General features: G+C 44.8%; 15 protein-coding genes. 12 read left to right on the top strand and 3 right to left on the bottom strand.

Annotation, left to right across the window (positions count from 1 at the left end; all coding sequences use genetic code 11):
* Nucleotides 1–11 precede the first annotated feature (11 nt).
* The 6 genes from BLQ53_RS14975 to BLQ53_RS14950 all read left to right on the top strand — a co-directional run bounded on the left by BLQ53_RS14975 (nucleotide 12) and on the right by BLQ53_RS14950 (nucleotide 6,750).
* Nucleotides 12–869 carry a carbohydrate ABC transporter permease gene (locus BLQ53_RS14975; RefSeq protein WP_093728115.1) on the top strand — a complete coding sequence of 286 codons (858 nt, stop codon included), beginning with the start codon at nucleotides 12–14 and terminating at the stop codon, nucleotides 867–869.
* A 16-nt stretch (nucleotides 870–885) separates the two neighbouring features.
* Nucleotides 886–1,710 carry a carbohydrate ABC transporter permease gene (locus BLQ53_RS14970; RefSeq protein ID WP_093728114.1) on the top strand — a complete coding sequence of 275 codons (825 nt, stop codon included), beginning with the start codon at nucleotides 886–888 and terminating at the stop codon, nucleotides 1,708–1,710.
* Nucleotides 1,711–1,722: 12 nt separating this feature from the next.
* Nucleotides 1,723–4,854 (top strand): alpha-mannosidase, encoded by a 3,132-nt coding sequence (locus BLQ53_RS14965; protein WP_093728113.1) that lies wholly within the window; start codon nucleotides 1,723–1,725, stop codon nucleotides 4,852–4,854.
* Between the two features lie 67 nt (nucleotides 4,855–4,921).
* On the top strand, nucleotides 4,922–5,359 hold the full coding sequence (locus tag BLQ53_RS14960) for an NUDIX hydrolase (RefSeq protein ID WP_170829724.1): 438 nt from the start codon (nucleotides 4,922–4,924) through the stop codon (nucleotides 5,357–5,359).
* Nucleotides 5,360–5,443: 84 nt separating this feature from the next.
* Entirely contained in the window at nucleotides 5,444–5,857 is a 414-nt protein-coding gene (locus tag BLQ53_RS14955; RefSeq protein ID WP_170829723.1) for a helix-turn-helix domain-containing protein, read from the top strand.
* Nucleotides 5,858–6,003: 146 nt separating this feature from the next.
* Nucleotides 6,004–6,750, top strand: coding sequence for a class I SAM-dependent methyltransferase (locus BLQ53_RS14950; protein ID WP_093728110.1), 747 nt, complete (start codon nucleotides 6,004–6,006; stop codon nucleotides 6,748–6,750).
* Here BLQ53_RS14950 and pabB read toward each other — a convergent pair.
* On the bottom strand, nucleotides 6,747–8,480 hold the full coding sequence (gene pabB / locus BLQ53_RS14945) for an aminodeoxychorismate synthase component I (RefSeq protein ID WP_093728109.1): 1,734 nt from the start codon (nucleotides 8,478–8,480) through the stop codon (nucleotides 6,747–6,749). The two genes, BLQ53_RS14950 and pabB, sit on opposite strands and share 4 nt — an antisense overlap.
* 137 nt (nucleotides 8,481–8,617) lie before the next feature.
* Here pabB and BLQ53_RS14940 point away from each other — a divergent pair, with 137 nt between their 5' ends.
* From BLQ53_RS14940 to BLQ53_RS14915, 6 genes are all read left to right on the top strand, one after another.
* Nucleotides 8,618–8,800 carry a hypothetical protein gene (locus tag BLQ53_RS14940; RefSeq protein WP_093728108.1) on the top strand — a complete coding sequence of 61 codons (183 nt, stop codon included), beginning with the start codon at nucleotides 8,618–8,620 and terminating at the stop codon, nucleotides 8,798–8,800.
* 102 nt (nucleotides 8,801–8,902) lie between these two features.
* Entirely contained in the window at nucleotides 8,903–9,451 is a 549-nt protein-coding gene (locus BLQ53_RS14935) for a GNAT family N-acetyltransferase (protein WP_093728107.1), read from the top strand.
* 14 nt (nucleotides 9,452–9,465) lie between these two features.
* Nucleotides 9,466–9,651, top strand: a complete 186-nt coding sequence (locus tag BLQ53_RS14930; RefSeq protein ID WP_093728106.1) for a hypothetical protein — start codon at nucleotides 9,466–9,468, stop codon at nucleotides 9,649–9,651.
* Nucleotides 9,652–9,879: 228 nt separating this feature from the next.
* Nucleotides 9,880–10,719 (top strand): chitosanase, encoded by an 840-nt coding sequence (locus tag BLQ53_RS14925; protein WP_170829722.1) that lies wholly within the window; start codon nucleotides 9,880–9,882, stop codon nucleotides 10,717–10,719.
* Nucleotides 10,720–11,012: 293 nt separating this feature from the next.
* Nucleotides 11,013–11,882: a methyl-accepting chemotaxis protein gene (locus BLQ53_RS14920; RefSeq protein WP_093728104.1), complete on the top strand. Its 870-nt coding sequence runs from the start codon at nucleotides 11,013–11,015 to the stop codon at nucleotides 11,880–11,882.
* 14 nt (nucleotides 11,883–11,896) lie between these two features.
* Nucleotides 11,897–13,357: an aldehyde dehydrogenase family protein gene (locus BLQ53_RS14915; protein ID WP_093728103.1), complete on the top strand. Its 1,461-nt coding sequence runs from the start codon at nucleotides 11,897–11,899 to the stop codon at nucleotides 13,355–13,357.
* A 40-nt stretch (nucleotides 13,358–13,397) separates the two neighbouring features.
* Here the strand turns inward: BLQ53_RS14915 and BLQ53_RS14910 are convergent, their stop codons facing one another.
* On the bottom strand, nucleotides 13,398–13,874 hold the full coding sequence (locus BLQ53_RS14910) for a cupin domain-containing protein (RefSeq protein ID WP_093728102.1): 477 nt from the start codon (nucleotides 13,872–13,874) through the stop codon (nucleotides 13,398–13,400).
* Between the two features lie 115 nt (nucleotides 13,875–13,989).
* Nucleotides 13,990–15,873: a rhamnogalacturonan lyase gene (locus BLQ53_RS14905; protein ID WP_483162414.1), complete on the bottom strand. Its 1,884-nt coding sequence runs from the start codon at nucleotides 15,871–15,873 to the stop codon at nucleotides 13,990–13,992.
* Nucleotides 15,874–15,953: the final 80 nt, after the last annotated feature.

Here is a 15,953-nt window from a genome sequence, read left to right as displayed (position 1 = left end):
GACGAATATGTATGCATAGGAAAGCGATGCTTTTTTTGTCCCCATCTTGGATCCTTTTATTGTTGTTTTTCATTACTCCGATGTTACTGACTTTTGGTTTTGCTTTTACGAATTTGTCACTGACTGGAACAGACGCAGCCAATATTCAGTTTATCGGATTTCAAAATTTCGCCAACATGTTTCAGGATCCGGAATTTCGGGTCAGTGTGTTTCGGACAATTGTCTTCTTACTTTTCTCTGCTGTAATCGGACAGGTTGTATTAGGATTGATCATCGCTTTGCTGATGAAAGAAAAACGTCGTGGTTTTAGACGATTCATCGGTGTCATTGTGATTGCCGGCTGGGTCACGCCGGAGATTGTCGTTGCTTTTTGCTGGGTGGCTTTCCTGAGTGATGCAGGTACATTCAATAGCATTTTGCAAGGCATCGGTTTTGAACCAATCACCTGGTTGTTCACCTTCCCGATGGTTAGTGTCATCATCGCGAATATCTGGCATGGGACGGCTTTTTCGATGATGGTATTCCAAGCAGCATTGGATGATGTGCCAAAATCGGTGCAAGAAGCAGCCGTCATTGATGGTGCATCACGCTGGCAGGTTTTTTTCCGTGTGACACTGCCGATTGTCAAAGGGTCGATCGTGACCAATATGATGCTTGTAACCCTTCAGACACTTGGTGTATTCACATTGATTTATACGATGACAGGCGGAGGACCGGGCAACGCTACGCAGATACTCCCGATTTTCATGTACAATCAAGCGTTCGTAAACTACCAATTCGGATACGGCACAGCCATTTCTCTTGTATTACTCGTCATCGGGACAATTGCGAGCCTGCTATACATGCGTTTTATGAAAGTGAAACTATAAGGAGGAGGGATGCAGAATGAAGGTATCAAAAAAAGAATTAGTGGTCCACTATCTGGCGCTGGTCTTTTTAGCCATCTGCTTCTTGCTGCCTTTCTTATGGCTTGTTTTCGCTTCTTTTGATCAGCAAGCAACACAAGCCATCAAGCTACCGGAGAAATGGACATTGGATAACTTTACGGCCATTCTTTCAGACCCAAGTAACATCCGCTCGTTTGCCATCGGCTTGTTCATCTCGCTTGGGCAGGCAACGATCGTCGTGATTGTTGCCGGATTGGCTGCTTATCCGCTTTCCCGCTATCGGCTGCGTTATAAGCGATCATTCCTGCTCACCATTTTATTTATGACATCTTTGCCGATAACAGCAGTCATGGTACCTGTTTATCAGCTGTTCCTTTTCCTGAACATCCAGGATTCCATTATCTTCACGACGATTTTCCTTGCTGCTTCAGGATTGCCGTATGCAATCTGGATGATGAAGAACTTCATGGACGCAGTGCCAATTGAGTTGGAGGAATCCGCTTGGGTGGATGGGGCATCTGTATTGACTAGTATGAGAAAAGTGGTCGGACCGCTGATGCTGCCGGGAATCTTCACGATTGCCATCTTCACCTTCACAGGCAGCTGGGGGAACTTCTTTGTTCCTTATATTTTGCTGCAGACACAGGAAAAACTGCCGGCATCCGTGACGCTGTATCAGTTTTTCGGGAATTACGGCATCATCGAGTACGGCAAATTGGCAGCGTTCTCGATGCTGTATACGATGCCATCGATCATTCTTTATATCTTTGCTCAAAAATATATGTCCAAAGGCTTCAGCCTCGGTGGAGCCTCCAAGGGCTAAAGGAGTGTCAGTATGTTTAGTTTGAAAGAACGTCAGCTGGAAAGAAGAATAGAAGAATTGGAGAAATACCGGTATCAGGACCGAATTGATTTACAGCACTTTTTAGCTATGGAGGATTTGGAGAAGAAGGTGTCCCCGGAAGTTCCAGGACTGGAGGCTTTCAAAGAAAAGCTGCATGTAGGTGATCATTGGAAAGGTCGTGATCGTTATCTTTGGCTGGCAAAGGAAATCGAACTTCCGGATAAGTGGGCAGGAAAGCAGGTCGTTGGTTTATTCGATTTCGGCAAAACCGGCGGCGGAGGGAATTCAGGATTTGAATCACAGTGTTATGTGAACAATGTGATGCATCAAGCGGTGGATTCCAATCATCAGGAATTATTCTTTGAGGATGATTGGCATGGTGATTCTATCTTCCTGGCATTTCGTCTTTGGTCCGGCTTGGAAGGGGGCGGTAAAAGGATAGATCAGGAGCATCAATTGAAACAGGCTGAACTAGCTGTTTTCGATGAACAAGCAGATGATTTATATTATACGGCTTTCGCCATTTTAGAAACGATACGAATACTGGACGAAAATGCCGCAGAACGTGTCCAGCTTTTATCACTGTTGGACCATACCATCCGATTGATTGACTGGAGCTTACCAGGCAGCGACGCATTCTATCAGTCTGTCTATGAAGCAAATGATCACCTTCAGGAGCAGCTGGATGCTATGGACAGCACATCACCAATTACCATTCGCTGTATCGGCCATACCCATATCGATGTGGCGTGGCTCTGGCGTCTGAAACATACAAGGGAAAAAGCAGGCCGTTCGTTTTCCACCGTTTTGCGTCTGATGGAGAAATATCCAGACTATACATTCCTGCAAACACAGCCACAGCTTTATAGTTATGTGAAACAAGACTTCCCGGAATTGTACGCCCAGATTAAAGAGAAAATCGCCGAAGGGCAGTGGGAAGTGGATGGCGCGATGTGGCTGGAGGCTGATTGCAACTTGCCTTCAGGAGAATCCCTGGTGCGTCAGATCCTGCAGGGAGCCAAGTTCATTCAGGAAGAATTCGGAAAAGACGTACATTATCTGTGGCTGCCGGATGTGTTCGGCTATTCCTGGGCCTTGCCGCAAATCCTTTCGAAAGCAGGAATCAAGACCTTCCTGACATCAAAAATCAGCTGGAACCAATTCAATCGGATGCCGAATGATACATTCACATGGCGTGGTATGGATGGAAGTGAAGTCCTGACGCAATTCATCACGACGCCGGATCCATCCCCAAGGGAAAACACCTGGTTCGCCACTTATAATGGTCAAATTCTGCCAGATACCGTAACAGGTACTTGGGATAACTATAAAAATAAAGCACTTGCAAAGGAGCTGCTCCTTTCCTATGGATATGGGGATGGCGGTGGCGGCGTCAATAGGACGATGCTCGAGATGAGGCGGAGACTGGATCGGATACCAGGATTGCCGAACGTCAAAACAGGCGATGTGAAAAGTTACTTTGAATCGCTGCATCACCAAACCCAGCATACATCGGAATTCATGCCGGTTTGGGATGGGGAGCTATACTTGGAGTATCACCGAGGCACCTATACAAGCCAGGCTTACAATAAAAAAATGAATCGAAAAATGGAATTGGAATTGCGTGAAATGGAATTCCTCCATGTCTTCAAAGCGATACAGGCAGATGACTTTCTAAAATACCCATCCCTTACACTGGAAGAAGTATGGCGGACCGTATTGCGCAACCAATTCCACGATATCATTCCCGGCTCGTCCATTCGGGAAGTGTATGAGGACAGCAAGATGGAATATGAGGATGCATATGCAAAGCTTCAAACGTTACAAAAAGGGGCAGCAGATGAACTGACTGCAGATAAGAACCACACATGGAGTATCGTCAATTCCTCGTCATGGGAATTAGACGGTATCGTGAAAATAAATACAGAGGATTCAGGTGTATGGGAGGATGAAGACGGGGATGTTTTGCTGGCCCAAAAGCACAAGGCCGGCTGGCTGGTCGATGTCCCGGCGGTTCCGGGGACGGGTTGTAAACAAATCTATCTGAATACTGAAAAGGCAAATTCAGAATCAGAGGAAGAGTGGTTCGAATGGAAGAATCGCGAGCTGGTAACCCCGTTCTATGAAGTGAAATTCAATGATTATGGTCAGATTGAGTCATTGTTTGATATAAAAGCAAAAAGGCATGTCATAGCAAAATCAGAATCCGGAAATGTATTTCAGGTGTTTGAGGATAAGCCGCTAGATTATGATGCCTGGGATATTGATTTGTTCTATCAGGAGAAAAAGAAGGAGATTACGAATCTGCTTGATTTTACTTTGAAAGAAGCAGGGCCGCTCCAGCTTGTCATGGAAGCAAACTGGCATTATGGCAGTTCGACGATCCATCAAGATATCATTTTCTATCGCAATCGGAAGGTGATCGATTTTAAGACAGAAGTGGATTGGCATGAACGGCAGCAATTATTGAAAGTGGCCTTCCCTGTCCGGATCAGGGCTACGGAAGCAACGTATGATATCCAATATGGCAACGTCAAGCGGCCGACACATTGGAACACTTCCTGGGATGTAGCTAGGTTTGAATCGGTTGCCCATCAATGGGTGGATTTCTCCGAGCAGAATTATGGGGTCAGCTTGCTGAATGATGGCAAGTATGGACACGATATCAAAGATCATACGATTCGCCTGTCCTTGCTAAAATCCGCAATCGCACCGGATATCGAGCAAGATCAAGGCCGCCACTTCTTTACGTATTCCCTTTATCCGCATGAAAAAGGATGGGTGGAAGCAAATACGGTACAGGAAGCTTGGAAGCTCAATCAGCCGTTCCAAGTATACAGCGGAGGTAAAAAGGAAAGCCTGGAAAAACTATTTGTTATTGATAATCCATATGTACAGCTCGATGCAATCAAAAAAGCGGAGGATAATGACGACATCATCATCCGCTTCCATGAATACACAGGGGGATCACAGGAGGTAATAATACAGCTTGCCTTCGCGTATACGAGCTGGCAGGAATGCGATCTGCGGGAAAGAGTAATAGACAAAAAACCTAACAAAGGTAAGATAGCGTTATCCTTCACTCCCTATGAGATAAAGACGATTCGTCTATCCAAATCCTGAGAAAAGTCCTTTATGGGCTTTTCTTTTTTGCTGTATACTACGTTTACCAATGATAAGGAGAGAGACTATGCATCTGTTCGGTACAAAAGAGCCTGACCAAAAGTATATAAAAAGGCTGGCGGTATATGGGATAATGTACGACCATTCCAGCAGAATAGGCGTGATCCAAAGAACATACGACAAGTTGCTTTTTCTGCCAGGGGGAGGGATGGAAAAGGAAGAGAATGAGTTGGAAACCCTGAGGAGAGAGGTCATGGAAGAAACAGGATATTCGATTAGCAAGCCATCATTCCTATGTGAAGCGACACAATTTTTCCAGTCAAGGGATGGTAGTCAGTACATACAGAATATAGCGTCTTTTTTTAGCTGTACGCCCGGATTAAAAGAAATGGAGCCAGTGGAGGAAGATCATGAGCTGATTTGGCTGCCGCCTGATGAAGCTGCAAGCGGATTGTTACATGAGCACCAGGCCTGGGCGGTCCGAAAATGGAACGGACTTCCATAGGTTATCAGGGCTTTGGAAACTACCTTTTCTATAGTATACTTTAGGAAAGTGTTTCCAGTATACATACGCTAAGGGGGAATGTATTTGTCCACGCAAGAAATGCAGTATACAGCAAAGGATCTGGCTGCTTCATTGGATGTAACAACCTCGACGCTCAGAAGATGGGCGATTGCATTGGAAGGTGCCCATTATTTATTCGAACGAAATGAGAAAGGGCAGCGGATTTATACGGAACAAGACATTGCTACTTTGGAAGAACTAAAGAGATTGCTTGGAGAAAAACTGTCATTCGCTGATGCGATCCAGCAGCTGACTGGGCATAGCCAGACAAAAGAGCAAAAGGCAGAAACTAAAAAGCTGGATATAACCTCGGAGGAATTGGAGAAGCTCATCTCGCAAGCAGTGAAAAAAGCAGTGAAGAAAGAGCGTGAAAAGCTGTTCAAGCAGGTGAAGAAACAGATGAAAAAAGAGATGGAGAAGCTGAAGGATAAATCTTGAAAAGGTCACGATGGTGATCTTTTTTATTACTTGAAGCAGATACGCCTCAATCTAAATGATACAAAAGTCAGAATTATAAGTCTAGTATTTTTTTTATTTGATACCAAAATGGAATTGTATTCGATTATAGATTAGGAGGCGATATCATGAAGCAGAATATTTATGACAATGAGGTGTTTTTTACTAATTACAAGGCTCTTCGGGAAGATCCGGTGAATTACAATGAACTTCTGGAACAGCCGGAAATCAAACGGATGCTGCCCGACTTGAAGGGCAAACGTGTCCTGGACATCGGTTGTGGCATGGGAGACTTGGCAAGGTATTGTGCAGAGCAAGGAGCAGCAAGTGTGACAGCGATTGATCCATCCAGTAACATGCTGCAGGAAGCGAAAAATAGAAATTCCCACCCCGCAATTGAATACGTTCAGACAGCTTTGGAGGATGCGGTGATGGCAAGCGAAAGCTACGATATTGCCGTCAGTTCACTTGTGATGCATTACGTTGCAGGCTATGAAGCAGTCATCCAATCCATCCATGCTGCCTTGAAAGAAGGGGCTATCCTCTTGTTTTCCACCGAGCATCCAATCGGCACTGCCAGAAAAGAAGGCGATAAATGGATCACGGATGCAGAAGGGAACCGGCTCCATTTCGCCGTTGACAACTATCACGAGCAAGGCAGGCGCGAGACAAAATGGTATGTGGACGGAGTGATTTACTACCATCGATCGATTGCGGCGTTATGCAATGGACTTATCCGGAATGGTTTCAGTCTGGAAGAAGTAATCGAACCGATTCCGGATAAAGCAGCAATTGCTAAGCTTCCGCGCATCGAACATGAGCTGCGCCGTCCATCTTTTTTGATTTTGAAGGCAAGAAAAGCAGCCCGTCCTTAATCGACGGGCTCCATTTCCACCCAGCCGCGGACACTATTGATCAGCCAGATGCGTGAGGCAGCTTGGAGATCGTTTTTCGTCAAGACAGCTTCTTTGATCGTACCTTTTACCGTTAATTCTTCCCGCAATGTGCCTGGCAGCAAGCCACAGGCCAATGGAGGTGTAAGCAGTTTGCCATCCAGCTCCATGACGAGATTGCCGATCGTGAATTCCGTCAGCTCGCCTGCTTCATTCCAGAGCAGCGTGTCAAAAACATCTGGCTCCTCCATCTTGTAATCTTCGTATATTTTACGATGAGTCGTCTTGTGATAATAGTATCGATTTGTCTTGTCGATAGGTGTGGCAGCCGATGCGAATTTTTGCTTACCTTTTATTGGAGCTGGCATCGCACTATAAAAAAGTTCTAGCTTTCCGCGTTGATCAGCTAAAATTCGTATCCGATGGGATTGTCCCGGATACGCTGCTTGATGTTTACGCAAGAGATTCTGGACCTCTGCTTCCTCGATTGGAATACTGAAATAATCTGCTGACTGTACCAGACGATGAATATGTCTATCCTCTAACACGAAAGCACCATCTTCATACGCGATTGTTTCCAGCAGTTCGAAGTCAGGAAGTTGTTCCTGCAGCACCGACGATTTGGCGATAGCTTCCTCGTACTCTCCATCGGCAGTGGAGTCCCAGGTGATGCCTCCGCCGACGCTATAGGTAGCCTGCTGGTTAGTTTTATTGACTATCGCTGTGCGGATGGGCACATTAAAGACAGCCTCACCGTTTGGCTCGATATAGCCGATGGCGCCGCAATAGACTTCACGTGGTTCCGGTTCGATTTCAGAGATGACTTTCATCGTGCTTGCTTTGGGAGCACCTGTGATCGACCCGCATGGAAAAAGTGCACGCATGATATCGATAATCGTTGTGTTTGGTAAGGTTTCCGCTTCGACAGTTGAGGTCATCTGGTAGACAGTCGGGTATTTCTCAATTGTATATAAAGCCGGGACGCGGACAGTACCAAGCTTGGCAACCCGGCTGATATCATTGCGCAAAAGATCGACAATCATGACATTTTCAGCACGATCCTTAACGGATGCTGCGAGGGTTTCCCGCTGTTTTAGATCCTGCTCGTATGCAACCCCGCGTTTGATCGTACCTTTCATTGGCTTCGTGGTGATACGTTTGCCATCCCAGCGGAAAAATAACTCAGGAGAAGCAGATAGCACCGCCATATCTTCCCAAGCAAGATAGGCAGTATAATCAGCACGCTGCGCACGCTGCATCTGGCGGAAAAGAGCAGCAGGATCACCTGTAAAACGGGTACGCAGACGCATTGTGTAATTCGTTTGATAGGTATTCCCGGCAGCAATCTCCTCTTTGATAGTCTGAATAGCCTGCTCATACACTGTTTTTTGGATGGCTGGCACCCAATTCAGTTTTTCAACTGCAGCATCCGTTACGCAAGGCTGTTGTTCACCAAAACTTTTATAGATACCAAATTGCAAAAGCGGCAGCGCTGATCCTTCGACTGTGGCATAGCTAGAATCAAATGCTCCTGCAGCCTCATAAGAAAGGTAGCCAGCTGCGTAGAATCCTCTTTTTGTATATGCTTGCACCTGCTCGAGACAGGGTATGACTTCTTCTATTGTGCGGGCAGTCAGCAATGTATGCTGCCCCGTGAATCGCCGATGCCGGGTCTGTCCATCTGCATCAGCAAAATTGAAATAAGCGTACATGGAACATCTCCTTTCCTGCCTTCCTAGTATCTCACATAGCGAATTTCCGGAACAGCAAATTGAAATAGTGTAATAATTGAAACCATTTCCATAAATTTTCCGTATCAGATGTATAAGATCACAGGAGGAGTTGCAAGTTGCGGACAATCCAAGTGTTGAAGGAAATAGGTTTTTGGGTATTTGCAGTTATCTATCTGATTGGAATCCGGCCAAATCTCGATGGATATGTCCTGTGGATACCGGATCTTTTGATATGTGCAGCAATTGTGCTCTCGCTAGCTGCTTATGTGCTCCGCTTTGTACGGAAAAAAGAGTATTGACGAGGGTTGCAAGACGAAACGATTCAAAGGTACCGATGGCATTACCCTGGACACTTTCATTTAAGTCACATTCGCTGGTTGGGGTGGAGGGTGGGCTTGTGGATGGATAAGGAGGCGGAAGCAGCAATGATTGAAGTGCGGTTAGTCAAAGAACAGGATGCAGCAGAGCTCTTATCACTGGAACTGCGTAATAAGGAATTCTTTCAGCTTTATACAGGTAAGCGCGAAAAGGATTTCTATACACTGGCTGGGCAAAGTGAGCGTATCAATCGGGCAATTGCATCAGCCGGCGAGGATACCGGATATCATTATGTGATTCTTTTGGACAGTAAAATCATCGGTATTGTATTGTTATCGGAAGTGGTACGTGAGAATCTGCAAAGCTGCTGGATTGGTTATTTCTTGGATAAAGTGCAGAACGGTAAAGGATATATGACGGAAGCGGTTCGTCAGGTAGTCGATATCGCTTTCGATGAATTGGAATTTCATCGGCTGGAAGCGGGTGTCATGCCGCATAATATCGGATCGATCAAAGTGCTGCAAAAGGCAGGATTCCATAAAGAAGGTATTGCTATACAAAATGTCAAAATCAATGGAAAGTGGCAAGATCATCAAACTCTTGCTATCATTAACCCTCGGGACCTCATGTAAAGGAGAGGGAAATGATGAATAAATGGCTGCTAATAGCAGGCGTACTATTGGAGTTAGTCGGAATCCTATTGATTTTGTTCTGGCGTATTGATGATATGTTTGCGATTATTTGTGGTATAGCAATTATCATAATAGGGATAGTACTTTTCCAAATCGGTTATTGGCGGATTGTAAAAGCTCGCAATAATAAGAGAATATGATAGGGTCAGCACTGATCAGGAGTAGGACCTTTTAGACCAAGACAAAAGAAATTCCCAATTAAATTGGGGATTTTTTTGGTTCAAGACGGAGCATTATGAATGATTGAAGCCTAGTACTTGCTTAGGCAGTTGTAAGGAAATACTGGCTTTTCCATAAAGACACCTATAAAGAAAGGGTTCAGGATTCTAAAAATACCCGTTATGCAGCTGAGAGAAAGAAGTGTCGGAATGAAAAAGAGATTCAGTTATGTATTATTTTCATTGTTAGTGATTTTTGGAGGTATATATTTCTTCCAGTGCAAGGAAGGAAATACCGATATAAATACGCAGAAGAAGAACCCTGATAAAACGATAGAAAATAGGTATTATCGTCAGATTGTCTATTCATTTGTTTCGAGCGCTGAGAATTCCTCCACTGATTATGAAGAACAATATTCATATATGGAGGATATCCAGGATGGCCGGGGGTATACAGCTGGTATTATTGGTTTTACTTCTGGAACTGGGGACCTACTTGAGGTAGTAAAGGAATACCAAAAGATAAAACCTGCTGATAATATCTTGGTAAAATACTTGTCTCCTTTGGAAGCAGTCGAGGGGTCTGATTCCCACGAAGGTTTGGGGGCGGCTTTCGAAGAGGACTGGGAAAAAGTCGGTCAGACAAAAGAAATGATGCAAGCACAAGATAATATTGTCGACAAAATATATCTTTATCCTGCGATAAAATTTGCTGAAGAAGATGGTTTGGGTTTATTAGGTCAATATATTTATTATGATGCGCTTGTTGTTCACGGACCAGGTGAAGATCCAGATAGCTTTAATGGGATTAGAAAAGAAGCACTAAAAGTAAGTAAGTCACCGTCTCAAAAGGGGAAGGAAGCGGAATATTTAAAAGCTTTCTTAAAAACCAGAACAAAGATAATGGTTAAAGAGGAGGCACATCAGGATTTATCCAGGATTAATTTTCAAGAGCAATTAATAAATCAAGATAATTTTGAACTTGATTTGCCTATTCATTGGGAAATGTACGGTGATGAATTCAGGCTGAGTGAACAGGATATTAATTAGCTGTGTACAAATAATGTATCTACCGATGGCATTGATGATTGACACACTCTAGATAAACTAGCGAACAAAATTGACATTGGCTACATGTGGTAATTAGGAATTAAAAAAGACGGATCGAAGGAAGCTGGCAGCTGAATCAGTCGGCTTCTGTTTTTGTATCTATTTAACTTTCCGCTATAGGTGATAAGTCCCGGTGAAATCAGCACTCCATTTCTACCATATTACTTTACAAATATGGAATAATGCCGATATATAGTAATAGAGTGAAAATTTATGAATAGGGGCTTGATCTGATGAGCGCGCAAGTACAAGAACATGCGGAACAGGCATTGCATCCGATGTTGGATGCCTTTGTGAAGGTAGGGCCTTTTCTTCAGAATCTGATCAATGAAGATGTCACGATTGGGATTTACAGTACAGAAAAGCTTATTATCAATTATCCTGCTAAAACCTTCTCATTGAATGTGACGCCTGGCGATCCATTGATGGATGGGGATATCGTAGCAGCAGCAATCCGTCAGAATAAAAATCAGTATGCAGTTGTGCCAGAGGAGCTTTTCGGTGTAAATATTATCGCCAGGGCGATACCGTTGCATGATGAAGCAGGAAACGTAATTGGCGGTGTAGGTGTTGGATTGAGCATTGAAAGTGCAAATCAGTTATCTACCATAGCTTCCAACCTTTCTGGAGTTATCGGTGACGTTACAGCGACGATTCAAGATATGGCACAGTCCATTTCCGGTTTGGCAGAAGGCATGTCTTACATATCGAAAAAAGCAACAGAGGTTACGGAGAGCGTGGATACCATCGAGGAAGTTTCCAATGTCGTCAAAGGTATAGCAGATCAAAGTAACTTGCTTGGTCTCAATGCAGCAATTGAATCGGCTCGCGCAGGGGAACATGGCCGGGGATTCAGCGTAGTAGCGGATGAGATTCGCAAGATGGCCGCCGGGTCCAAGGAGCAGGTAACGGAGATCCATCAGATCACAGAAAAAATCAAGACGGTGATTAGCAAGCTGGGCAATTCGATTCAAGAAGCAAATGCAGAATCGGATACACAATCAGCTGCCATCGAAGAGCTGACAGCGACGATGGAGGAAATTAACACAAACGTTAAAACGCTGGCAAAACTAGCAAAAGATAATATCTCAATCAAAGATTAATAGAGGTGACCGGCATGGAGAATTTCAAGCACTTGAACAGTCAATATATCAACGGAGAATGGCGAGAAGGTCAGAGCAGTGTGAAAATGGAGAATCGCAATCCATTTGACGGTGAACTAATCGCTCTTTACCAAGCTGCGAATTTGGATGACTTGAACGAAGCGTATGAGGCATCGGCGCGTGTTCAAAAGGAATGGGCAAAAACCAATCCGGTGGCACAACGCGCTGTCTTTGAAAAAGCGGTTGCGTATCTCGAAGCCAATCACGAAGCTTTTGTTGCAACTATCATCGAAGAAATCGGCGGTACTAGACTAAAAGCTGAATTCGAAATCGGTCTTGTAACGAATATCATCAAGGAAGCATCCACATTTCCATTCCGCATGAATGGTCAGATTTTGCCGTCCCCGATCGATGGCAAGGAAAACCGTGTCTATCGTGTGCCTGTAGGTGTGGTGGGTGTTATAAGCCCATTCAACTTCCCATTCTTCCTTTCCATGAAATCTGTTGCGACTGCATTGGCAGCTGGCAATGGTGTTGTATTGAAACCGCATGAGCATACAGCTATCACTGGCGGTACGATGATTGCGAAGCTTTTCGAGGAAGCCGGTCTTCCGAAGGGCTTGCTGAATGTCATCGTGACAGAAATCAGTGAAATCGGCGATAATTTCGTAGAGCATCCGATCCCGCGTGCTGTTTCCTTCACAGGATCTACAAAAGTCGGTAAACATATCGGAATGGTAGCCGGTAAGAATTTGAAAGAAGCGCATCTGGAGCTTGGCGGTAACAGTGCATTGGTCGTTTTGGAGGATGCAGATATGGAACTTGCAGTTAGTGCAGCTGTATTCAGCCGTTTCACACACCAAGGTCAAATCTGTATGTCTGCCAATCGTCTGATTGTGCACGAAGATGTGTATGATGAATTCGTTGAAAAGTATTTGGCGAAGGTTTCCACGCTTACTTGCGGTGATCCAAAAGATCCAAGCACAATCATCGGACCGCTTATCAATGAACAGCAAGTAAAAACGACTGTAGCGTTGATTGAAAAAGGTATCGAAGAAGGTGCAACGCCGCTAATCAAAGGTAAAGTGGAAGGCAACATTGTCGAACCAGTAGTCTTCGGCGATGTGACACCAGATATGACACTTGCAAACGAAGAGCTGTTTGCGCCAGTCGTTAGTATTTTGAAAGTGAAAAGCGATGAAGAAGTGTTAGCTTATGCAAATAACAGTGATTATGGCTTGAGCGGCGCAATCCATACGAGAGACGTGGAGCGCGGAGCTGAGCTTGCGAAGCAAATGGATACAGGTATGATCCACATCAACGATGGTACGATCAATGATGAACCTACTGTCGCATTTGGCGGCGTGAAGAATTCCGGCCTTGGCCGTCTGAACGGCGAGTGGAGCCTTGATGCATTCACAACGACAAAATGGATCAGCATCCAGCACGATCGCAGACAATATCCATATAGCTAATAGCAGAAGACCCCCAGCTTGGAAGGCAGGGGGTCTTTTGCTATTCTGCAGCCATGGCATCTTGTTTCGTTCGATGGACTGTTCCAAATGGATGCTCAGGCGGTGCATAAATGCTGTATAGTTTCAAAGGGGTATGACCAGTATTTATAATGTTGTGCCATGTTCCTGCAGGCACAATGATGGCAAAATCATCTTGGACATATTGCTGATAATGTAAGTTGTCTTTCCTAGGGCCCATTTGTACTAGCCCCCGTCCGGATTCTATGCGAAGGAATTGATCGACATTCGGATGCCTTTCCAATCCGATATCTTCTCCTGGGCGTATACTCATCAATGTCACTTGAAGATGTGTTCCTGTCCATATAGTGGTCCGGAAGAAATGATTATTTTCGGTAACTTGTTCGATATCAACAACATATGGTGAATTTCCGTGATCATGTGTTGGCTGCTGCCACTGATAATTACGCCAATCGTTTGGAATGTGATGCCAGTGGTTGTGAGGATTTCTATCATACATTTTTTATTCTCCTTTGATGCTGTTATATCTTATCCTATGCAGTTGTCTACTGCGGGTTCAAATTAGAAAAGCAAAATGAAAGAGTACAGGAGTTTTACCTGTACTCTGAAAAAGATCATTTAGCTTTTATCACGTCGATTCGTGGCATATCTGGCTGCTCCATATCGTTTCCCAAGAAATAACTTGTATGAGGAGGCTGGTTATAGGCTACATTCTGCCAAGCAACTCCTAAGCGGTAGACAGGATCGTGCATTAAAGTAGGAAGTTTTTCTTCGGTTAGATCTGTTGTTGTATAAAGGACAAGAGCACTGCTGTCTTCTGTACGCCAGATGGCTTCTTCACGCCAGTCGCCGATCAAATCAGCCTGGAGTGCAGGATTTCCTTTGGTTCCATTGTTGGAGTAAGTTCCTTCTGCATCGAGTAATGTGTCCAATTTTTCTGTTTCTGGGTTCCATTTTCCGATCACGCCAGTGCCAGTCTGGATGCTTTCATCGAAAGTATGATCAAGGATTTCACGAGACAAATCGCCGTCCCACCAGATGGCAAAGTTGGCAGGAGGGATATTCGTGGATATTTTCTCCCCTGAAGCAGCGTATAGACCGCCTGTCGGGCTGTTCCATGCGCCATCAATTGCCCACATCTCGGCTCCTGGATAGCGTGGGTCGATGTCAGATGCAAGTCCGCGCCCTACATCTATATTGGTTGGGATGCCCCAGATCAGTTCTCCTGTCCGGGCATCGCGGAATTCGATACCAGCTTCATTCGGATACGGTTCATGGACTTGGAAAACTTCAAGCCCTGGACGATTAGGATCTAAATCGCTAAGGTGCATCGCATCTCCGTGACCAAGACCAGTCGAATAAAGACCAGTGCCATCATCGTCCAATGCCATGGCACCATAGATGATTTCGTCTTTGCCGTCTTCATCCACGTCACCGATACTCAAATTATGATTTCCCTGCTGTGCATAGGCTTCATTTCCTGGTGTTTCACTATTGAACATCCATTGCTTTTTCAATTTGCCGTCTTTATAGGTATATGCTGCAATTACCGTTTTTTCATAATAGCCTCTTGCCTCAATGATACTCGGTGTTTTGCCATCCAGATATGCGACTCCGGCAAGGAAGCGGTCGCCTCGGTTTCCATAGCAGTCACCCCAATCACAAATATCGCCGCGGGCTGGTTCGTAATCGATTGTTTGTTTGATTTTACCTGTGTTGCCTTCGAATACGGTCAAATATTCTGGTCCTTCGAGTATATAGCCTGATGCATTGCGGTAATCTGCATCTGCATCGCCGATGACTTTTCCTTTTGCATCTTTTGTTCCGTCAGCTGTTTTGACGACGAGCTCAGATTTTCCGTTACCATCAAAATCATAAACGAGCATTTGGGTGTAATGAGCGCCTGCGCGGATATTAGGCCCAAGATCAATTCGCCATTTATGCGTCCCATCCATTTCATAAGCATCGATTAAAACATTGCCTGTGTAGCCGGAGCGGGAATTATCCTGTGCATTGGAGGGATCCCATTTCAAAATGATTTCCCATTCTCCGTCACCATCCAGATCGCCGACGCTGGCATCATTGGCAGCATAGGTATAGGACTTCCCATCTGGTGTTTTGCCATCCGCTGGCTTTTGGAGAGGGATATGCAGCTGATTGTCCTGCCACACTTTAATGTTATCCTGGTCTACGCCTTTCCCGATTGCTTCTACACGATAGACGCTTTCCGCTGTACCATCTTTGTCGAGGAAGTTCGTGCTGTGCTTTACGGGTTTCCGGGTAATTTTCTTACCATCCCGATAAATATGGAAGGAGGTTTTTTTCGTATCATTCCCGAGGAATCTCCAGCTTAAGAAAATACCATCTTCTGTCTGGACGGCAACAGCGCCTCGTTCCAAATATTCCATTTGCCGTTTAGGTAGTTTCTTGGCGTCAGCAGAGAAGGGGATTGCGAATGTCAGAAGCAGGACGAGCAGGAAAAGCAGACATTTTTTCATATGATCATTCCTCTCCTTTTTATTGAAGCGTTTTCATGATATTGCAGAAGGGAAGGTCAAATCTTATTAGACGAGGCAGT

The sequence above is a fragment of the Terribacillus halophilus genome, from assembly GCF_900101385.1.
GTDB classification, from domain to species: Bacteria; Bacillota; Bacilli; order Bacillales; family Amphibacillaceae; genus Terribacillus; species Terribacillus halophilus.
The sequence above is the reverse complement of the archived record's forward strand: the minus strand, read 5'-3'. Positions and strand labels throughout refer to the sequence as shown.

Excerpts from the sequence above, each read along its gene's own strand:
- BLQ53_RS14925 (WP_170829722.1), top strand. The coding sequence starts at position 9,880 with ATGAAAAAGAGATTCAGTTATGTATTATTTTCATTGTTAGTGATTTTT.
- BLQ53_RS14970 (WP_093728114.1), top strand. The coding sequence starts at position 886 with ATGAAGGTATCAAAAAAAGAATTAGTGGTCCACTATCTGGCGCTGGTC.
- BLQ53_RS14935 (WP_093728107.1), top strand. The coding sequence starts at position 8,903 with ATGGATAAGGAGGCGGAAGCAGCAATGATTGAAGTGCGGTTAGTCAAA.
- BLQ53_RS14965 (WP_093728113.1), top strand. The coding sequence starts at position 1,723 with ATGTTTAGTTTGAAAGAACGTCAGCTGGAAAGAAGAATAGAAGAATTG.
- BLQ53_RS14950 (WP_093728110.1), top strand. The coding sequence starts at position 6,004 with ATGAAGCAGAATATTTATGACAATGAGGTGTTTTTTACTAATTACAAG.
- BLQ53_RS14920 (WP_093728104.1), top strand. The coding sequence starts at position 11,013 with ATGAGCGCGCAAGTACAAGAACATGCGGAACAGGCATTGCATCCGATG.
- BLQ53_RS14930 (WP_093728106.1), top strand. The coding sequence starts at position 9,466 with ATGAATAAATGGCTGCTAATAGCAGGCGTACTATTGGAGTTAGTCGGA.
- BLQ53_RS14905 (WP_483162414.1), bottom strand. The coding sequence starts at position 15,873 with ATGAAAAAATGTCTGCTTTTCCTGCTCGTCCTGCTTCTGACATTCGCA.
- BLQ53_RS14915 (WP_093728103.1), top strand. The coding sequence starts at position 11,897 with ATGGAGAATTTCAAGCACTTGAACAGTCAATATATCAACGGAGAATGG.
- pabB (WP_093728109.1), bottom strand. The coding sequence starts at position 8,480 with ATGTACGCTTATTTCAATTTTGCTGATGCAGATGGACAGACCCGGCAT.
- BLQ53_RS14910 (WP_093728102.1), bottom strand. The coding sequence starts at position 13,874 with ATGTATGATAGAAATCCTCACAACCACTGGCATCACATTCCAAACGAT.
- BLQ53_RS14960 (WP_170829724.1), top strand. The coding sequence starts at position 4,922 with ATGCATCTGTTCGGTACAAAAGAGCCTGACCAAAAGTATATAAAAAGG.
- BLQ53_RS14975 (WP_093728115.1), top strand. The coding sequence starts at position 12 with ATGCATAGGAAAGCGATGCTTTTTTTGTCCCCATCTTGGATCCTTTTA.